We start from the raw sequence: 17,477 nt of genomic DNA on the forward strand, positions 1-17,477 counted from the left end.
ATGTTCTCGCGTATCCTCATCCCCTATGACGGCTCGACCGGGGCGGAACGCGCGCTGGTCAAGGCGGCGGAACTGGCGAAGCTCTGCGGCGCGCGGGTCGTGGTGCTGACCGTCTATCGCCATCATTCGATGCTGGAAGCGTCGCTGTCGATGGTGCGCGGCGCCGCCGAGCCGGGGCATCTGGACGATGCGATGCGCAGCCATGCCCGCGATGCGGCCGATTACGCCAAGAGCCTTGTCCGCGATGCGGGCGTGGCCGAGGTCAGCGCCTTCATCCGCGCGGGCCAGCCTGCCCGCACCATCGTCGCCGTCGCGCGAGAGAAGGATTGCGACCTGATCGTGCTGGGCTCGCGCGGGCTTGGCGCGACCGAGGGCTATCTGCTGGGCTCGGTCAGTCACAAGGTAACGGGGCTGGCGCCCTGTCCCGTCATGGTCGTCTGAAAGGAAATTCCGATGTGGGACGATGATCTGCACCGTTTCGGGCTGGTGGCCCTGGCCACCGACCTGACCATCGAGGGCGATGCCGCGCGCCTGATGCCGCAAGGCACGCGCCTGCATGTGACGCGCATCGCCTTCGAGAACCCGACCACGCGCGAGAATTTGCTGGCCACCGGCCCGCGCCTGCGGGCAGCGGTCGATCTGCTGGTGCCAGGCGTGACGCTGAAGGGGATCGGGTTCGGCTGCACCTCGGCCTCGGCGGTTCTGGGCGACTCGATCGACGCCCTGACCGGGAACCGCGCGCCCGTGACCACGCCCGCCGGCGCGGCGCTGCGCGGCTTTCGCGCGCTTGGCGTCGCCCGCGTCGCGCTGATGACGCCCTATCTGGCCGCGACGACCGATCTGGTGGGCGATCATTTCGAGGCATCGGGCATCGAGGTGCTGCGCCGTTCCTCGATGGGTCATGCCGATGACCGCGACATGGCGATGCTGGGCGCGGCCGAGATCGTCGAGATGGCCGAGGCCAGCGACCACCCGGACGCTCAGGCGCTGTTCCTGTCCTGCACCGCCTTGCCCGCCCTTGACCTGATCGACAAACTGGAGGCACGGCTGGGCAAGCCCGTCCTGACCGCCAATCAGGCGCTGTTCTGGGCCATGCTGGACGAGGCGCGCATCCCCGCAACCGGCCCGGGCGCCCTGTTCGGAACGCGCACATGGTAGGGCTGGACGCGATCCGCGACGCGGCAAGGCGGATCGAGGGGCAGGTGATCCGCACCCCCGTCGCCCTGTCCGAGGGGCTGACCCGTGCGGCGGGCGTGCCGGTCTGGCTCAAGCTGGAACATCGCCAGACAACCGGCGCCTTCAAGCTGCGGGGTGTCACGAACGCGGTCGCGCGGCTGGGCGATGTGGCGGGCGTCACCACGGCCTCGACCGGCAATCACGGGCGCGCGCTGGCCCATGCGGCGCGGGTGCGGGGGATACAGGCGGTGATCTGCATGTCCTCGCTGGTGCCTGACAACAAGGTCCGCGCCATCCAGGATCTGGGGGCCGAGGCGCGCATCATCGGCGCCAGCCAGGACGAGGCTTTTCTGGAAGCGCAGCGCCTTGAGGCCGAGGAAGGTTTCGCCCTGATCCCGCCCTTCGATCATCCCGACGTGATCGCGGGGCAGGGCACGCTTGGCCTGGAAATCATCGAGCAGATCCCCGAGGCGGCGGCGATCGCCGTTCCCCTGTCCGGCGGCGGCCTGCTGGCCGGGGTCGCGGCGGCCGCCAAGGCTTTGCGGCCCGATATCCGGATCATCGGCATCAGCATGGAGCGCGGCGCCGCGATGGCCGCCAGCCTTGCGGCGGGTCAGCCGGTCGAGGTGCGCGAGTTGCCGACGCTGGCCGACAGTCTGGGGGGCGGGATCGGGCTGAGGAACCGCCTGACCTTCCCGATGGTGCGCGACCTGATGGACGACCTGATCCTGCTGACCGAGGACGAGATCGCCGCCGGCATCCGCCATCTTGCGTTTGAGGGGCATGTGGTCGAAGGCGCTGCGGCCGTGGGCGCGGGCGCGGTTCTGGCCGGCCGCCTGCGCGGCCCCGGCCCGCTGGTCCTGATCTTGTCGGGCGCGAATATCGACCCCGCCACCCATGCCGACATCCTGAGGGCCACATGAATCCCCTGATCCTCACTGAACCCGACCTGCGCGCCCGCCTGAGGTTGGACGCCCCCCTGATCGACCTGATCGAATCCGCCCTTGCCCGGCTGGCGCGGGGCGGCGTGATCATGCCGCCGATCCTGTCCATGCATCTGCCCGAGGTGAATGGAGAGGTGGATATCAAGACTGCCTTCATATCAGGTTTTCAAGGGTTTGCGGTCAAGATTTCACCTGGTTTCTTTGATAATCCGGCGCGTGGCCTGCCCTCGACCTCGGGGCTGATGGTGGTGCTGGACAGCGAAACGGGCCGGGTGCGTGCGGTCCTTCTGGACAACGGCTTCCTGACGGACCTGCGCACCGCCGCCGCCGGGGGCGTGGCCGCGCGCTGGCTGGCGCGCCCTGACGCAACCCGCGCCGCCATCTTCGGCGCAGGGCTTCAGGCGCGCTTGCAGCTTGAGGCGCTGAGCCTTGTGCGTCCGATCTCCCAGGCCATGATCTGGGCGCGCGACCCCTCTCGCGCGCAGGCGCTGGCCACGCGCCTGAGCCGCCCCGGTCTGACGGTCTGCGCCACCGCCGACCCGGCCGAGGCCGCCGCCTTCGCCGACATCATCGTCACGACCACGCCCGCGACGCAGCCCATCCTGATGGCCGACTGGCTGCGCCCCGGCCAGCATGTCACCGCCATGGGCAGCGACCAGCCCGGCAAGGGCGAACTGGACCCCGCCTGCCTCGCCCGCGCTGATCTCTATGTTGCAGACCGACTGTCGCAGACCCGCCTGATGGGCGAGTTGCAACACGCGCCCGGGCTGCGCGACCGCGACCATCCCGAACTGGGCCAGATCATCGCCGGGCAGCGTCCCGGCCGAACCCATCCCGATCAGATCACCATCTGCGATCTGACGGGCACCGGCGTGCAGGACACCGCCATTGCCACCCACGCGCTTGACGCGTTTTCGAAAGACGACCCGAATGCCTGAACTGCAACGGACCCCCTACCGCTTCTCGACCGAGGAATACGAAGAGCGGCTGCGCAAGACCCGCGCCAGCATGGAGAAGCTGGGGCTGGACCTGCTGATCGTTTCGGACCCCTCGAACATGGCCTGGCTGACCGGCTATGACGGCTGGTCCTTCTATGTCCATCAATGCGTGATCGTGGGCCCCACCGGCGCGCCGATCTGGTTCGGGCGCGGCCAGGACGCGCAGGGCGCGCTGCGCACCGTCTGGATGAGCGACGACCACATCATCGGCTATCCCGACCATTACGTCCAATCGGTCGAGCGGCATCCGATGGATTACCTCTGGGCGCAGTTGGCTGACCGGGGCTGGCATCGCGGCTTCATCGGCGTCGAGATGGACAATTACTGGTATTCCGCCAAGGCGCATGAGCGGCTGGTCCATGGCCTGCCCGAGGCGCAGATCCTGGATGCGACGGGCCTGGTGAACTGGCAGCGTGCGGTCAAGACGCCCAAGGAACTGGAATACATGCGCAAGGCCGCCCGCATCGTCGAGCGGATGCACCGCCGCATCGCCGACCGGGTCGAGGTCGGAATGCGCAAATGCGATCTGGTGGCGGAGATCTATGACGCGGGCCTTCGCTATGATGAATGGTCCCAGCACGGCGGCGATTATCCGGCCATCGTGCCGCTGCTGCCCTCGGGGCCGGACGCGGCCGCGCCGCATCTGACCTGGGACGACCAGCCGATGAGGCCCAACGAAGGCACCTTCTTCGAGATCGCGGGCTGCTATCAGCGCTACCACGTGCCCCTGTCGCGCACGATCTTTCTGGGCACTCCTCCGCAAGAGATGCTCGATGCCGAAAAGGCCGTGCTCGAGGGGATGGAGGCAGGGCTTTCCGCTGCCCGGGCAGGCAATACCTGCGAGGACATCGCCAACGCCTTCTTCACGGTGCTGGACCGCTACGGCATCGTCAAGGACAACCGCACCGGCTATCCGATCGGCCTGTCCTATCCACCCGATTGGGGCGAACGCACCATGTCGCTGCGCCGGGGCGACCGGACGGAACTGAAACCGGGCATGACCTTCCACTTCATGACCGGGCTGTGGATGGAAGGCTGGGGCTACGAGACGACCGAATCCATCGTCATCACCGAGGCCGAGCCGGAACTGTTCTGCAACATCCCCCGCCGGATGCTGGTGAAGCAATGAGCCCGATCACCCCCACCATCCCCCTGGACCGCCCCGGCAAGCATCACGGCTTCCTGCGGCTGCCTCATTCGCGCAATGACAGCGCCTGGGGCAGCGTGATGATCCCGATTACGGTCATCGCCCAGGGTGATGGCCCGACCGCGCTTCTGACCGGCGGCAATCACGGCGACGAATATGAAGGCCCCGTCGCCCTGCAGCAGCTTGCGTCCGAGCTGCAACCCCGTGAAATCTCGGGGCGCGTGATCATCGCGCCCTTCCTGAACTATCCGGCCTTCCGCGCGGGCACGCGGGTCAGCCCGATCGACCAGGTGAACATGAATCGCTGCTTTCCGGGCCGCCCCGATGGCACGGTGACGCAGAAGATCGCGCATTATTTCGACAGCGTCCTGCTGCCGATGGCCGACATCGTGCTGGATTACCATTCCGGCGGCAAGACGCTCGATTTCCTGCCCTATGCGGCGGCGCATTATCTGGACGATCCCGACCAGCAGGCCGCCTGCGTGGCGGCGATGCGGGCCTTTGGCGCGCCTTTCTCGATGATGATGCGCGAAATCGACGCGGTCGGCATGTTCGACACCGCGGTCGAGAGCAAGGGCAAGACCTTCGTTACCACCGAACTGGGCGGCGGCGGCACGGCGACTGCGGCCTCTTGCCGCATCGCCTATCGCGGCGCGCTGAATGTGTTGCGCCATGCAGGCATCCTGGCGGGCGAGATCCAACATCCCGAAACCTCGCAGATGCTGGACATGCCCGATGATGCCTGCTTCCACTTCGCTCCGCGCGACGGCCTCATCCAGCCGCTCGCGGATCTGGGCGAAACCGTGACCGAAGGCCAGCCGCTGGCCCGCATCTGGCCGGCCGACCGCACCGGAGGCATCCCCGAAACAGTGACCGCGCAGCGCCCCGGCCTGGTCGCGGCGCGCCACTTCCCGGGCCTTGTGCAGATGGGCGACTGCCTCGCGGTCCTGGCCGTCCCGGCCTGAGGCCGCGCCCAGCACCTGCCATTGCCTCGGTTCGAATATCCTCGGGGGGGGCGGGGGGTGCAGGGGGGCAGACAGCCCCCTGCTGCCATCCGCGCGCGTCGGCTTGACCCGGTGGCCCCTTCCGCGCTTCATGCAGGGGTAAGGGGGGAGCCATGATCGACAAGCTGGAAATGTTCCTCGCCACCGCCAGAGAGGGGCATTTCGGCCGCGCCGCTGCCTCGCTGGGCATCACGCAGCCGACGCTCTCGGCGGGGATCAGGCAGCTCGAGGAAACGCTTGGCGTCCTGCTGATCTTCCGCGGCTCGCGCTATGGTGGCCTGACGCCCGAGGGGCAGGCCGCTCTGGTCTGGGCGCGCCGGATCGTGAGCGATGCCCGGCAATTGCGCGACGAGATGCGCGCCACCCGCCATGGCCTTTCGGGTCGGCTGCGACTGGCGGTCATCCCGACGGCGCTGACCTGGGCCGCCCGCCTCTCTGCGCGGTTCGGCGCGCTGCACCCGAATGTCGGCTTCACCATCCTGTCGCGCAGTTCGACCGAAATCCTCAAGACGCTGGACGATCTGGATGTCGATGCCTGCATCACCTATCTCGACAACGAACCTTTGGGCCGCGTCAGCAGCGTGCCGCTTTACCAGGAACGCTACGTGGTCCTTGCGCGCAGCGATCATCCGCTGGCAGGCCGGGCCTCGCTGGCGTGGTCCGCGCTGAGAGGACAGCGGCTGTGCCTGCTGTCGCGCGACATGCAGAACCGGCGCATCCTCGACCGGATGTTGTCGCAGGCAGGCGTCGCGGCCGAGGCGCGGGTCGAATCCAATTCGACCGTCATCCTCGTCGCCCATGTGCTTGAGGGCGGCTGGATCACGATCCTTCCGCAGGGCATCGCCGACTTCCTGGCCCAGGGCAAGGATCTGGCGCAGGTGCCGCTGACCGGGGGCGGGGGTCATGCGGTGGGCCTGATCGCCCCCTGGCGCGAGCCGCATACCCCGGTGCTTCGGGCGCTTCTGGCCGAGGCGCGGCGGCTGAACGATAGATGAATCCTATCACTCGACTGAGGTGCGATATTGATTTGACATCGCCCATGGCGTCAGATGACGGTGCGAGATGTCGAAAGGCCAGCCATGCTTGAACACGCGCCAGCCCCCACCGCAGAGGAGATCCGCGAGGTCGTGGCCCCTCTTGCGGATCTCGAGGGCCCTCTGCTGCCCATGCTGCACCGGGTGCAGGAAGTCTGGGGCCATGTCCCCCAGGCTGCGGTGCCTGTTCTGGCCGAGTTGCTCAACCTTGGCCGGGCCGAGGTGCATGGCGTCATCAGCTTCTATCATGACTTCCGCGACCGCCCTGCCGGGCGGCGGGTGCTGAAGATCTGCCGGGCCGAGGCCTGCCAGGCGATGGGCGGGGCAGGGGTCGCGTCCGAGATGCTGGCCCGGCTGGGCGTCGATTGGCACGGGACCACCTCTGACGGCGCGGTGACGGTCGAACCCGTCTATTGCCTGGGCCTCTGCGCCTGTGCGCCCGCCGCGATGATCGACGACCGTGTGATCGGCCGCGTCACGGCCGAGCGGCTGGCCCGCGAGGTGCGGCCATGAGGATCTTCGTCCCCCGGGACAGCGCCGCCAGGGCGCTTGGCGCCGATGCGGTGGCCCAGGCCCTGTCGCGCGAGGCGGCGGCGCGCGGGCTGGATGTGCGGATCATCCGCAACGGATCGCGCGGCATGGTCTGGCTGGAGCCTCTGGTCGAGATCGAGCGCGACGGCCAGCGCCTGCCCTATGGCCCCGTCTCGCCGGGCGACGCGGGGCCGCTGCTGGATGGCAGCCTGCCCTGTCACGGCCCGGTCGAGGCGATCCCCTTCTTTTCCCGCCAGACGAGGCTGACATTCGCCCGCTGCGGGCTGATCGACCCGCTCGATCTCGACGATTATGCGGCGCATGGCGGTCTTGCAGGTCTGCGCCGCGCCATCGCGATGGACAGCGCAGGCATCGTCGCCGAGGTCATCGCCAGCGGCTTGCGCGGACGCGGCGGTGCGGGCTTTCCGACCGGGATCAAGTGGCAGACCGTCGCGGGCGCACAGGCAGATCGAAAATACATCATCTGCAACGCCGACGAGGGCGACAGCGGCACCTTTGCCGACCGGATGATCATGGAGGGCGATCCCTTCGCCCTGATCGAGGGCATGGTCATTGCGGGCCTTGGGGTCGGCGCCACGCGCGGCTATGTCTATCTGCGCAGCGAATATCCCGACGCGATCCGCGTCATGTCCGAGGCCGTCCGCATCGCCCGGACGCGCGGCCTGCTGGGGCCTGATGTGCTGGGATCGGGCCGGGCCTTCGACATGGAGATCCGCAAGGGCGCGGGCGCCTATGTCTGCGGCGAGGAGACCAGCCTTCTGAACAGCCTGGAGGGCAAGCGCGGCACGGTGCGCGCCAAGCCGCCCCTGCCTGCGCTTCGGGGGTTTCTGGGCAGGCCCACGGTGGTCAACAACGTCATCACGCTGGCCACGGTGCCGGTGATCTTCGAGCGCGGCGCGCAAGCCTATGCCGATTTCGGCCTTGGTCGGTCGCGGGGCACGGTGACTTTGCAGATCGCCGGGAACGTCGCGCGCGGCGGGCTCTTCGAGACGGCCTTTGGCATGTCTTTGGGCGAGGTCGTGAACGACATCGCGGGTGGCACCGCGACCGGGCGCCCGGTCAAGGCGGTGCAGGTCGGCGGCCCCCTGGGCGCCTACATGCCGCCTGCGACGTTCGACACGCCGCTTGGCTACGAGGATTTCGACGCGGCGGGCGGGCTGATCGGCCATGCCGGGCTGGTTGTCTTTGACGACAGCGCCGACATGCTTCAGATGACGCGCTTTGCGATGGAGTTCTGTGCGGTGGAAAGCTGCGGCAAATGCACCCCCTGCCGGATCGGCGCGGTGCGCGGCGTCGAGACAATCGACCGGATCGCGGCCGGCGATGCCAGCGCCATCCCGTTGTTGACCGACCTCTGCGAGACGATGCGCGAGGGCTCGCTTTGCGCGCTTGGCGGCTTTACACCCTATCCCGTCCTGTCGGCCCTGACGCATTTTCCCGACGACTTCGCGACCCGGAAAGAGGCAGCGGAATGAAGGATTTCATCATCCCCACCCATCGCCCCGGCGAGGACATCGCCGATGACCGCGATCTTGGCACCCCGGCTTGCCACGGCGCGCCGGTGACGCTGAATGTGGACGGGATCGCGGTGACGGTCCCCGAGGGCACCTCGGTCATGCGCGCTGCGTTTCTGGCCGGGATCAGCGTGCCGAAGCTCTGCGCCAGCGACAATCTGGAAGCCTTCGGCTCGTGCCGCCTCTGCCTGGTCGAGATCGAGGGGCGGCGCGGCACGCCTGCCTCATGCACCACGCCCGTGGCCGAAGGAATGGTCGTGCGCACCCAGTCCGAAAAACTCCGTCGCCTGCGCCGCGGCGTGATGGAGCTTTACATCAGCGACCACCCGCTGGATTGTCTGACCTGCGCGGCCAATGGCGATTGCGAATTGCAGGATGCGGCGGGACAGGTGGGTCTGCGCGATGTGCGCTATACGCCTGGCGCGAACCATTTCGACCCCAAGGGCATCGGCGCGCGGGCGCAATCCGAGGCCGCCTTGCGCGGCGGGCCGGGCAATCCGCGCTACATCCCCAAGGACGACAGCAACCCCTATTTCACCTATGATCCCAGCAAATGCATTCTCTGTTCGCGCTGCGTGCGTGCCTGCGACGAGGTGCAGGGCACATTCGCCCTGACCATCGAGGGGCGGGGCTTCGACAGCCGCGTGGCGGTGGCGGGCGAGAATTTCCTGGTCAGCGATTGCGTCAGTTGCGGCGCCTGCGTCCAGGCCTGCCCGACCGCGACGCTGCAGGAAAAGTCGGTGGCCGAACTGGGAACGCCCACGCGGTCGGTCATCACGACCTGCGCCTATTGCGGGGTGGGGTGCAGCTTCAAGGCCGAGCTGAACGGCGATCGGCTGGTGCGCATGGTGCCCTGGAAGCATGGCAAGGCGAACCGGGGTCATAGCTGCGTCAAGGGGCGTTTCGCTTATGGCTATGCTGCCCACAAGGACCGCATCCTGAAGCCGATGATCCGTGAGCGGACCTGCGACCCCTGGCGCGAGGTCGAATGGGACACGGCGCTGGGTTTTGCCGCCACCCGTCTGCGCGCGATCCAGGATCGGCATGGGCGGCGGTCCGTGGGGGTCATCACCTCCAGCCGCTGCACGAACGAAGAGACCTACCTGGTCCAGAAGCTGGCCCGCGCGGTTTTCGGCAACAACAATACCGATACCTGTGCGCGGGTCTGCCATTCGCCCACGGGCTACGGGCTGGGCAAGACCTTCGGCACCTCGGCGGGGACGCAGGATTTCGACAGCGTCGAGCAGAGCGACGTGGTCCTGGTCATCGGGGCGAACCCAACCGATGGGCACCCGGTCTTTGCCAGCCGCCTCAAGAAGCGGCTCCGCCAGGGCGCCAGGCTGATCGTCGTGGACCCGCGCCGCATTGACATCGTTCGCAGCGCCCATGTCGAGGCCGCCCATCATTTGCGTCTGCGCCCCGGCACCAACGTTGCCGTCATCAGCGCCATGGCCCATGTGATCGTGACCGAGGGGCTGATGGATGAAACCTTCATCCGCGAGCGTTGCGATTGGGACGAGTTCCTGCATTACGCCGAATTCATCCGTGATCCCCGCCACGCCCCCGAGGCCACCGAGGCGCTGACCGGTGTGCCCGCCGCGGATCTGCGCGCCGCGGCGCGGCTGTTCGCGACGGGGGGGAACGGCGCGATCTATTACGGGCTGGGCGTGACCGAGCACAGCCAGGGCTCGACCACCGTGATGGCGATTGCCAACCTTGCCATGCTGACCGGCAATATCGGGCGGCCCGGCGTGGGCGTGAACCCGCTGCGCGGCCAGAACAACGTGCAGGGCGCCTGCGACATGGGGTCTTTCCCGCATGAACTGCCCGGATACCGTCATGTGAAGCTGCCCGAGGTGCGCGCGATCTTCGAGGCCGCCTGGGGCGTCGAGATCGACCCGGAGCCGGGCCTTCGCATCCCCAACATGCTGGATGCCGCCATCGAGGGGCGTTTCCGCGGGCTCTATTGCCAAGGCGAGGACATCCTGCAATCGGACCCCGATACGGCGCATGTCGCGGCGGCCTTGGCGGCGATGGATTGCGTCATAGTCCATGACCTCTTCCTGAACGAAACGGCCAATTACGCTCATGTTTTCCTGCCCGGATCGTCGTTTCTGGAAAAGGATGGCACATTCACCAATGCCGAGCGCCGCATCAACCGCGTCCGCCGTGTGATGGCCCCGCGCAATGGCTACGAGGATTGGCAGATCACCCAGATGCTGGCCAATGCGATCCTGGCGCAGTCGGGGCGGCCGCTGTGGCATTATACTCATCCCGGCCAGATCATGGACGAGATCGCGGCGACGACTCCCAGCTTTGCGGGCGTCAGCTACGAGCGTCTGGAAGCACTCGGCTCGGTGCAATGGCCCTGCAACGAGGCCGCGCCCGAAGGCACGCCCCTGATGCATGTCCAGGGCTTCCAGGGCGGGCGGGGTCATTTCATGATCACCGAATACATTCCCACCGACGAACGCACCGGCCCGCGTTTTCCGCTTTTGCTGACGACGGGGCGCATCCTGTCGCAATACAATGTCGGCGCCCAGACAAGACGGACCGCGAACACGGTCTGGCACTCCGAGGATGTGCTGGAAATGCACCCCCACGACGCCGAGACGCGCGGTGTGACCGAAGGCGCCTGGGTCCGCCTTGCCAGCCGCTCGGGCGAGACGACGCTGCGGGTGACGCTGACGGACCGGGTGTCGCCGGGCGTGGTCTATACGACCTTCCACCATCCGGCAACGCAAGCGAATGTGGTTACGACCGATTATTCGGACTGGGCGACGAATTGCCCCGAATACAAGGTGACGGCGGTGCAGGTCAGCCCCTCGAACGGCCCTTCCGACTGGCAGCAGCGCCATGTCGCCCAGACCCTGCGGGCGCGCCGCATCCTGCCCGCCGCCGAGTGAAGCAGCCGTGATGACCCGCAGCCGGCCCCGGACCGACCGATCCCTGCTGTCGCTTCCGGCGCAGGCCGTGGCGCTGCGGCGCGTGGATGGCCTGCATCACGCACAGGGCGCCTTTCGCGCCATGACGCGCGATCTGGCGGAAGAAACCGCGGTGGCGATGGTCTATGGCGGCTCGACCCAGGCCGTGATGATGGCCAGCCCCGCCGACCTGCACGATTTCGCGGTGGGCTTCTCGCTGAGCGAGCGGTTTGTGACGCATCCGGGCCAGATCGAGCACCTGGAAATCGTCGAACACCCGCAGGGGATCGAGGTGCAGATGTGGCTGACCGAAGATCGCGCCCAGGCCCTGGCCGCGCGGCGGCGCTTCATGGCGGGACCGGTGGGCTGCGGGCTCTGCGGGATCGACAGCCTGGCCGAGGCCGGTCGCGCGCTGCCCGATCTGGGCGCGTCAGGCCCCGTATTGGCCCCATCCCAGGTCGTCCGCGCGACCAAGGATCTGCGCCGCTGGCAGCCGCTTCACGACATGACGCGCGCGGTCCATGCGGCGGGCTTTCTTCTGCCCGGTCGGGGTATGGTCCTGGCGCGCGAGGATGTCGGGCGCCACAACGCGCTGGACAAGTTGATCGGCGCGATGGCGCGGCAGGGAGTGGCGGCAGGACAGGGCGCCTTTGTTCTGACCAGCCGCGTCTCGGTCGAGATGGTGCAGAAATGCGCGATGGCCGGCTGCGCGGTGCTGATCGCGGTTTCGGCGCCCACCGCCCATGCACGCAGGCTGGCCGAGGGCGCGGGCATCACCCTGGCCGCCTTTGCGCGCGGCGAGGGCTTTGACCTGTTCACGCGTCCCGACAGGATCGCCGGAGGTTTCGATGTCGCCTGACAAGCTGGTGCGCATGGCCAACCAGATCGCCGCCTTCTTCGATACCCAGCCCGGAGATGCGGCCGAGAAGATCGCCGCCCATCTGCGCGACTATTGGGAGCCCGAGATGCGCGCCCGCTTGGTCGCCCATGTCGCGGCGGGGGGCGAGGGGCTGAAACCCTCGGTCAGGGCTGCGGTCGCGCTGATCTGACGCTTTTCGCGTTGAAACTCACGCAAAACGTGACTATAGGCGCAGGCAGTCACAAGGCGACAAGGCCATGACAGGCCGCTTTTCACCGGGTCGGGCGTTCAGCGCCGGCCCTTTGTCGTTGCCATGATGGCGTCATAAAGACCGGCGGAGCCAACCGTCAGGCCGGAAAACCGTGATAAAGGATACTGCATACGCATGTGCGCTAAAGCGACGATGGAGGAATTCGAGGCCCTCCTGAATGAAAGCCTTGAAATCGACACGCCCGACGAGGGCAGCGTTGTCAAGGGCCGCGTCATCGCCATCGAGGCGGGTCAGGCCATCATCGACGTCGGCTACAAGATGGAAGGCCGCGTCGATCTGAAGGAATTCGCAAATCCTGGCGAAGAGCCCGGCATCAAGGTCGGCGACGAAGTCGAGGTCTATCTGGACCGCGTCGAGAATGCCCGTGGCGAGGCCAGCATCTCGCGCGAGAAGGCCCGCCGCGAGGAAGCCTGGGACCGTCTGGAAAAAGCCTACGAAAGAGAAGAGCGCGTCGAAGGCGCCATCTTCGGTCGCGTCAAGGGCGGCTTTACCGTCGATCTGGGCGGTGCCGTGGCCTTCCTGCCCGGTTCGCAGGTTGACGTGCGCCCCGTGCGCGATGCGGGCCCGCTGATGGGTCTGAAACAGCCCTTCCAGATCCTGAAGATGGATCGCCGCCGCGGCAACATCGTCGTGTCGCGCCGCGCCATCCTGGAAGAGAGCCGCGCCGAGCAGCGCGCCGAAGTCATCGCCAACCTCTCCGAAGGCCAGGCGATCAACGGCGTCGTCAAGAACATCACCGAATACGGCGCCTTCGTCGATCTGGGCGGTGTTGACGGTCTGCTGCACGTCACCGACATGGCCTGGCGCCGCGTCAATCACCCGTCCGAGATCCTGTCGATCGGCGAGACCGTCAAGGTTCAGGTCATCAAGATCAACAAGGACAGCCACCGCATCAGCCTCGGGATGAAGCAGCTTCAGGCCGATCCCTGGGACACGGTCGGCGACAAGTTCCCGATCGGTTCGGTTCATCGCGGCCGCGTGACCAACATCACCGATTACGGCGCCTTCGTCGAACTGGAGGCCGGTGTCGAGGGTCTGGTCCATGTCTCGGAAATGAGCTGGACCAAGAAGAACGTCCATCCGGGCAAGATCGTCTCGACTTCGCAAGAGGTTGATGTCATGGTCCTGGAGATCGACGAAGCGAAGCGCCGCGTGTCGCTGGGTCTCAAGCAGACCATGCGCAACCCGTGGGAAGTCTTTGCCGAGACGCACCCGACCGGCACCGTCATCGAAGGCGAAGTCAAGAACATCACCGAATTCGGTCTGTTCGTCGGCCTCGAAGGCGATATCGACGGCATGGTCCATCTGTCGGATATTTCGTGGGATACCCGCGGCGAGGACGCGATCCAGGACTTCCGCAAGGGCGATGTCGTCAAGGCGGTCGTGCAGGACGTGGATGTCGAGAAAGAGCGCATCAGCCTGTCGATCAAGGCGTTGGAAAACGAGCATATGGCCGAGGCTGTTGACGGCGTGAAGCGTGGCTCGGTGGTGACCGTCGAGGTCACGGCCATCGAGGACGGGGGCATCGAGGTCGAATATAACGGCGTCAAGTCCTTCATCCGCCGTTCGGACCTGGCCCGCGACCGTCAGGACCAGCGCCCCGAGCGCTTCCAGGTCGGCGACAAGGTCGATGCCCGCGTGACCAATATCGACACCAAGACCCGCCGTCTTGGCCTGTCGATCAAGGCTCGCGAAATCGCCGAGGAAAAGGAAGCGATCGACCAGTATGGCAGTTCGGATTCGGGCGCCTCGCTGGGCGACATCCTGGGCGCCGCGCTGAACCGCAACTGATCGGTTCGCCAGGACGATCCGGCCCGCCCCGCCAGATGGCAGGGCGGGCCTTTTCTTGCCGAAAGCTCTGCCCCCGCCGGGCAAGCCGCTTGCACCCTTTCGCCAAAGCTGGCAACGCTATGAAACAAGTGACTTCTGTCGCGCGTTGGTCCCGGCCAGCGGCGAAGGCTGCAATGTTCGCATCAAGGGGGCAAGCATGATCCGATCCGAGCTGATCCAGAAGATCGCCGACGAAAACCCGCATCTGTTCCGCCGCGATGTCGAGCGGATCGTGAACACCGTCTTTGAAGAGATCATAGACGCGATGGCGCGCGGCGACCGGGTCGAATTGCGCGGTTTTGGTGCTTTTTCGGTCAAGAAGCGCGAGGCTCGTATGGGCCGTAACCCCCGCACCGGCGATTCCGTCGAGGTCGAGGAAAAGCACGTCCCCTTCTTCAAGACCGGCAAATTGCTGCGTGACCGCCTGAACGGCCTGGCCTGAGAATATAATGGCCGCCGCCTTGGTGCCCGCCTTGGCAGATGCCGGCCCGCTGGAGAACTGGATGCGTTATCTTCGACTTCTGTTTGTGATGGTTCTTGCGCTCGTTCTGGTCGCGGTGGCTCTTGCCAATCGCGGCGCGGTCACGCTGTCGCTGTTTCCCGCGAATTTCGGACAATATCTGGGCGGCGACTGGTCGCTGCAAGTTCCGTTGTTTCTGGTGATCCTGGGCGCCTTCGGGCTCGGGATGCTGGCCGGGCTGGTCTGGGAATGGCTGCGCGAGGCGCATATCCGCCGCGAGGCACGGCTGCGTCAGGCTCGGGTCGATCAGCTGGAATCCGAACTGTCCCATCTGCGCCGCCGTCACGCCGCGCCCGAGGATGATGTTCTGGCGGTCCTCGACGCGCCCGCGTCGGCGCCCGCGTCGGCGTCCGCCACCCCGGCCACGCAACTGCCCGCGACGCGCTGATGGCCGATGTCAAGATCTGCGGCCTCACGCAGCGCGCGCATCTGACAGCAGCCGTCGAGGCCGGTGCGCGCTATCTGGGTCTGGTCTTTTTCCCCCGATCCCCGCGCGCCGTGACGCCCGCCCGGGCTGCCGCCTTGACGGCGGAAGTTCCAGTGGGCGTGGCGCGGGTGGGGCTGTTTGTTGACCCCGAAGACGCGCTGATTGACGCCACGCTGGCCCAGGTGCCGTTGGATATCATCCAGCTTCACGGCCAGGAGACACCCGACCGCGTTGCTGCGGTGCGAAGGCTGACCGGATTGCCGGTGATGAAGGCCGTGGGCATCGCCTCGGCCAATGATCTGCCGCAATTGACCGATTACGGGCTGGTCGCGGACATGCTGCTGGTCGATGCCAAGCCTGCGCCGGATGCGGCGCTTCCGGGCGGGAACGGGCTGGCCTTTGACTGGCGATTGCTGCAGGGGCGGCGCTGGCTGCGACCCTGGATGCTGGCCGGCGGGCTGACGCCGGCCAATGTGGCCGAGGCCGTGCGCCTGACCCGCGCCCCCGCGGTCGATGTCAGTTCCGGGGTGGAATCCGCGCCGGGGGTCAAGGATAAGCGCCTCATTGCCGATTTCGTGGCAGCGGCGCGTTAGTCATTCGCCCTCGAAACGGAACAGCGCCAGACTGCGCTCGCGCTCGTTGATGGCCAGGCGGCGATTGATCGGCGGCTGCGCCCGCGATGCACAATTCTGCCTTTCGCAGAGATAGCAGTTCAGGCCGATATCGGTCGGCGGCGTGCCTGCAAGGTTGATCCGGTCGGAATAGACGAGCCGCGCGGCATAGGACACGTCGCAGCCCAGCCCGATGGCCAGCCGCTGCGCGGGCGTGCTGTGCGTGCCGCCTGCCCGCGTCACCGTGCGTGCGATCGAGAAATAGCTGGCGCCCTCGGGCATCCGGATGATCTGGGTCTGGACCTGCCCGGGCGCCTCGAAGGCGGCATGGATGTTCCACAAGGGGCAGGTGCCGCCAAAGCGCGAGAACGGAAACCGCCCCGCGCTGAAGCGTTTCGAGACATTGCCCGCCCGGTCGATCCGCACGAAGAAGAACGGGATGCCCCGTGCATCGGGGCGCTGCAGCGTAGCCATCCGATGCGCGGTCTGTTCATAGCTGGCGCCGAAACGGTGGCTGATCAGTTCCACGTCATAGCGTTCCTGCTCGCAGGCGGCCAGAAAGCGGGCATAGGGCATCTGCAAGGCGGCGGAAAAGTAGTTGGCCAGGCTCACCCGGGCCAGACTGCGCGTATCGGCATCCTTGAAGCCGGCCGCGTCGATCTGATCCTCGATCAGCGATTCGTATTCCAGCCTTGCGATCAGCACGCCGATCTGGAAGCGGCGACTGGCCTGCCCCAGCAATTCCGACAGCATCAGTTCCTTGCGGTGCGGGTCGTAACGCCGCAGCGCCCCGCTCATCACCTCGGCCGGCAGGATGCGGACGCGGATGCCATGGCGGGACATGCGCTCGGTCAAGGCCAGATGCGGTTCCTCGCGGTGCAGGGCCATGTCCACAGCCAGCTGTTCGGCGGCGCGGTCCACCGCATCGAGGTAATTGTCGGTCTCGTAAAGCCAGTCGCGCACGCGTTCGTCGGGGCGGCTGACCTGGCCTATGGCCTCGACCTTGGCACGGTCGGTAAAGGGGTTGTCATCCACCTGATCGCGCATCCGTTGCTCGGTCAGCTTGCCGTGCATCCTGACGATCCCGGCAGCGATCCGGGGCGAGGCTTGCAGCACGGCCTCGATCTCGGAATGGGGCAGGTCGGACAGTTCCATTGCCGGATCTTTCAGCGCGGCCTTGAAATCGGCGGTCAACTGGGCATCGACCTCGGGCGCAAGTTCCGAGATGTTCATGTCATAGACCTGCGCCAGGCGCAGCAAGAGATTGGCCGAGGCGGGCCTCTGGTCGGCCTCGATCAGGGTGATGTAGCTGGCCGACACGTCAAGCTGTTCGGCCAACTGCGCCTGAGTCAGTCCAAGCGACTTGCGCAACACCCTGAGCCTGCGCCCGATCATCAGCTTCGCGCTGCGCTTTGCCATCGCCGCCCCTTTCTGGCCGTCACGTGACAGACCTACAGTTTCGCCTGTCATTATATGACAAAACTGACAAACGCACCCGTTAATTTCAAACGGATAATGCATCTGCGGCATTACATTACTAACCTGACATCAGGGAATCGCAGATTGCTGCAAGCGCCCAGAGGAGGAAAGGATGACAATAGCCCGCCCAAGGCCACCGCGCGTGGTCCTCTGACCGCCGATACGCGGCGTCTCGCATCGCACCCAA

General features: G+C 66.6%; 17 protein-coding genes. 16 read left to right on the top strand and 1 reads right to left on the bottom strand.

Features of this window, described 5'->3' with window-relative positions; genetic code table 11:
- The 16 genes from KY389_RS02805 (at nucleotide 1) to KY389_RS02880 (ending at nucleotide 15,793) form a co-directional block, all read left to right on the top strand.
- On the top strand, nucleotides 1-441 hold the full coding sequence (locus KY389_RS02805; RefSeq protein ID WP_219829276.1) for a universal stress protein: 441 nt from the start codon (nucleotides 1-3) through the stop codon (nucleotides 439-441).
- A gap of 12 nt (nucleotides 442-453) precedes the next feature.
- Nucleotides 454-1,158 carry a maleate cis-trans isomerase family protein gene (locus KY389_RS02810; protein ID WP_219829277.1) on the top strand — a complete coding sequence of 235 codons (705 nt, stop codon included), beginning with the start codon at nucleotides 454-456 and terminating at the stop codon, nucleotides 1,156-1,158.
- Nucleotides 1,152-2,099: a hydroxyectoine utilization dehydratase EutB gene (gene eutB, locus KY389_RS02815; RefSeq protein WP_219829278.1), complete on the top strand. Its 948-nt coding sequence runs from the start codon at nucleotides 1,152-1,154 to the stop codon at nucleotides 2,097-2,099. Before KY389_RS02810 ends, eutB begins: the two co-directional genes overlap by 7 nt.
- Nucleotides 2,096-3,058 (top strand): cyclodeaminase, encoded by a 963-nt coding sequence (locus KY389_RS02820; protein ID WP_219829279.1) that lies wholly within the window; start codon nucleotides 2,096-2,098, stop codon nucleotides 3,056-3,058. The genes eutB and KY389_RS02820 overlap by 4 nt, the downstream gene beginning before the upstream one ends.
- On the top strand, nucleotides 3,051-4,247 hold the full coding sequence (gene doeA / locus KY389_RS02825; protein ID WP_219829280.1) for an ectoine hydrolase DoeA: 1,197 nt from the start codon (nucleotides 3,051-3,053) through the stop codon (nucleotides 4,245-4,247). The genes KY389_RS02820 and doeA overlap by 8 nt, the downstream gene beginning before the upstream one ends.
- A complete protein-coding gene (gene doeB / locus KY389_RS02830; RefSeq protein WP_219829281.1) occupies nucleotides 4,244-5,230 on the top strand; it encodes a N(2)-acetyl-L-2,4-diaminobutanoate deacetylase DoeB in 987 nt (328 codons plus the stop codon). The genes doeA and doeB overlap by 4 nt, the downstream gene beginning before the upstream one ends.
- A 152-nt stretch (nucleotides 5,231-5,382) precedes the next feature.
- Nucleotides 5,383-6,264 (top strand): LysR family transcriptional regulator, encoded by an 882-nt coding sequence (locus KY389_RS02835; protein ID WP_219829282.1) that lies wholly within the window; start codon nucleotides 5,383-5,385, stop codon nucleotides 6,262-6,264.
- Between the two features lie 84 nt (nucleotides 6,265-6,348).
- Nucleotides 6,349-6,816, top strand: a complete 468-nt coding sequence (locus KY389_RS02840) for a formate dehydrogenase subunit gamma (RefSeq protein WP_219829283.1) — start codon at nucleotides 6,349-6,351, stop codon at nucleotides 6,814-6,816.
- The gene (locus KY389_RS02845; RefSeq protein WP_219829284.1) at nucleotides 6,813-8,330 is read left to right on the top strand and encodes a formate dehydrogenase beta subunit; all 1,518 of its coding nucleotides are present in this window, start codon (nucleotides 6,813-6,815) and stop codon (nucleotides 8,328-8,330) included. Before KY389_RS02840 ends, KY389_RS02845 begins: the two co-directional genes overlap by 4 nt.
- On the top strand, nucleotides 8,327-11,275 hold the full coding sequence (fdhF, locus tag KY389_RS02850; protein ID WP_219829285.1) for a formate dehydrogenase subunit alpha: 2,949 nt from the start codon (nucleotides 8,327-8,329) through the stop codon (nucleotides 11,273-11,275). The genes KY389_RS02845 and fdhF overlap by 4 nt, the downstream gene beginning before the upstream one ends.
- Before the next feature lie 121 nt (nucleotides 11,276-11,396).
- Entirely contained in the window at nucleotides 11,397-12,152 is a 756-nt protein-coding gene (gene fdhD, locus KY389_RS02855) for a formate dehydrogenase accessory sulfurtransferase FdhD (RefSeq protein WP_246587916.1), read from the top strand.
- Complete coding sequence (locus KY389_RS02860) at nucleotides 12,142-12,342, top strand: formate dehydrogenase subunit delta (RefSeq protein ID WP_219829287.1); 201 nt, start codon at nucleotides 12,142-12,144, stop codon at nucleotides 12,340-12,342. Before fdhD ends, KY389_RS02860 begins: the two co-directional genes overlap by 11 nt.
- 195 nt (nucleotides 12,343-12,537) lie before the next feature.
- Complete coding sequence (gene rpsA / locus KY389_RS02865) at nucleotides 12,538-14,214, top strand: 30S ribosomal protein S1 (RefSeq protein ID WP_219829288.1); 1,677 nt, start codon at nucleotides 12,538-12,540, stop codon at nucleotides 14,212-14,214.
- A gap of 196 nt (nucleotides 14,215-14,410) precedes the next feature.
- Entirely contained in the window at nucleotides 14,411-14,695 is a 285-nt protein-coding gene (gene ihfB / locus KY389_RS02870; RefSeq protein ID WP_219829289.1) for an integration host factor subunit beta, read from the top strand.
- A 61-nt stretch (nucleotides 14,696-14,756) separates the two neighbouring features.
- Entirely contained in the window at nucleotides 14,757-15,161 is a 405-nt protein-coding gene (locus KY389_RS02875; protein ID WP_219829290.1) for a LapA family protein, read from the top strand.
- The gene (locus tag KY389_RS02880) at nucleotides 15,161-15,793 is read left to right on the top strand and encodes a phosphoribosylanthranilate isomerase (RefSeq protein ID WP_219829291.1); all 633 of its coding nucleotides are present in this window, start codon (nucleotides 15,161-15,163) and stop codon (nucleotides 15,791-15,793) included. The genes KY389_RS02875 and KY389_RS02880 overlap by 1 nt, the downstream gene beginning before the upstream one ends.
- Here the strand turns inward: KY389_RS02880 and KY389_RS02885 are convergent, their stop codons facing one another.
- Nucleotides 15,794-17,230 carry a helix-turn-helix domain-containing protein gene (locus tag KY389_RS02885; protein ID WP_219829292.1) on the bottom strand — a complete coding sequence of 479 codons (1,437 nt, stop codon included), beginning with the start codon at nucleotides 17,228-17,230 and terminating at the stop codon, nucleotides 15,794-15,796.
- Nucleotides 17,231-17,477: the final 247 nt, after the last annotated feature.

Source organism: Paracoccus bogoriensis (assembly GCF_019431455.1).
Taxonomy (GTDB): Bacteria; Pseudomonadota; Alphaproteobacteria; order Rhodobacterales; family Rhodobacteraceae; genus Paracoccus; species Paracoccus bogoriensis.

Excerpts from the sequence above, each read along its gene's own strand:
- rpsA (WP_219829288.1), top strand. The coding sequence starts at position 12,538 with ATGTGCGCTAAAGCGACGATGGAGGAATTCGAGGCCCTCCTGAATGAA.
- eutB (WP_219829278.1), top strand. The coding sequence starts at position 1,152 with ATGGTAGGGCTGGACGCGATCCGCGACGCGGCAAGGCGGATCGAGGGG.
- KY389_RS02875 (WP_219829290.1), top strand. The coding sequence starts at position 14,757 with ATGCGTTATCTTCGACTTCTGTTTGTGATGGTTCTTGCGCTCGTTCTG.
- KY389_RS02860 (WP_219829287.1), top strand. The coding sequence starts at position 12,142 with ATGTCGCCTGACAAGCTGGTGCGCATGGCCAACCAGATCGCCGCCTTC.
- doeA (WP_219829280.1), top strand. The coding sequence starts at position 3,051 with ATGCCTGAACTGCAACGGACCCCCTACCGCTTCTCGACCGAGGAATAC.
- KY389_RS02885 (WP_219829292.1), bottom strand. The coding sequence starts at position 17,230 with ATGGCAAAGCGCAGCGCGAAGCTGATGATCGGGCGCAGGCTCAGGGTG.
- KY389_RS02810 (WP_219829277.1), top strand. The coding sequence starts at position 454 with ATGTGGGACGATGATCTGCACCGTTTCGGGCTGGTGGCCCTGGCCACC.
- KY389_RS02880 (WP_219829291.1), top strand. The coding sequence starts at position 15,161 with ATGGCCGATGTCAAGATCTGCGGCCTCACGCAGCGCGCGCATCTGACA.
- KY389_RS02845 (WP_219829284.1), top strand. The coding sequence starts at position 6,813 with ATGAGGATCTTCGTCCCCCGGGACAGCGCCGCCAGGGCGCTTGGCGCC.
- fdhD (WP_246587916.1), top strand. The coding sequence starts at position 11,397 with ATGACGCGCGATCTGGCGGAAGAAACCGCGGTGGCGATGGTCTATGGC.
- fdhF (WP_219829285.1), top strand. The coding sequence starts at position 8,327 with ATGAAGGATTTCATCATCCCCACCCATCGCCCCGGCGAGGACATCGCC.
- KY389_RS02820 (WP_219829279.1), top strand. The coding sequence starts at position 2,096 with ATGAATCCCCTGATCCTCACTGAACCCGACCTGCGCGCCCGCCTGAGG.
- KY389_RS02835 (WP_219829282.1), top strand. The coding sequence starts at position 5,383 with ATGATCGACAAGCTGGAAATGTTCCTCGCCACCGCCAGAGAGGGGCAT.
- KY389_RS02805 (WP_219829276.1), top strand. The coding sequence starts at position 1 with ATGTTCTCGCGTATCCTCATCCCCTATGACGGCTCGACCGGGGCGGAA.
- ihfB (WP_219829289.1), top strand. The coding sequence starts at position 14,411 with ATGATCCGATCCGAGCTGATCCAGAAGATCGCCGACGAAAACCCGCAT.
- KY389_RS02840 (WP_219829283.1), top strand. The coding sequence starts at position 6,349 with ATGCTTGAACACGCGCCAGCCCCCACCGCAGAGGAGATCCGCGAGGTC.
- doeB (WP_219829281.1), top strand. The coding sequence starts at position 4,244 with ATGAGCCCGATCACCCCCACCATCCCCCTGGACCGCCCCGGCAAGCAT.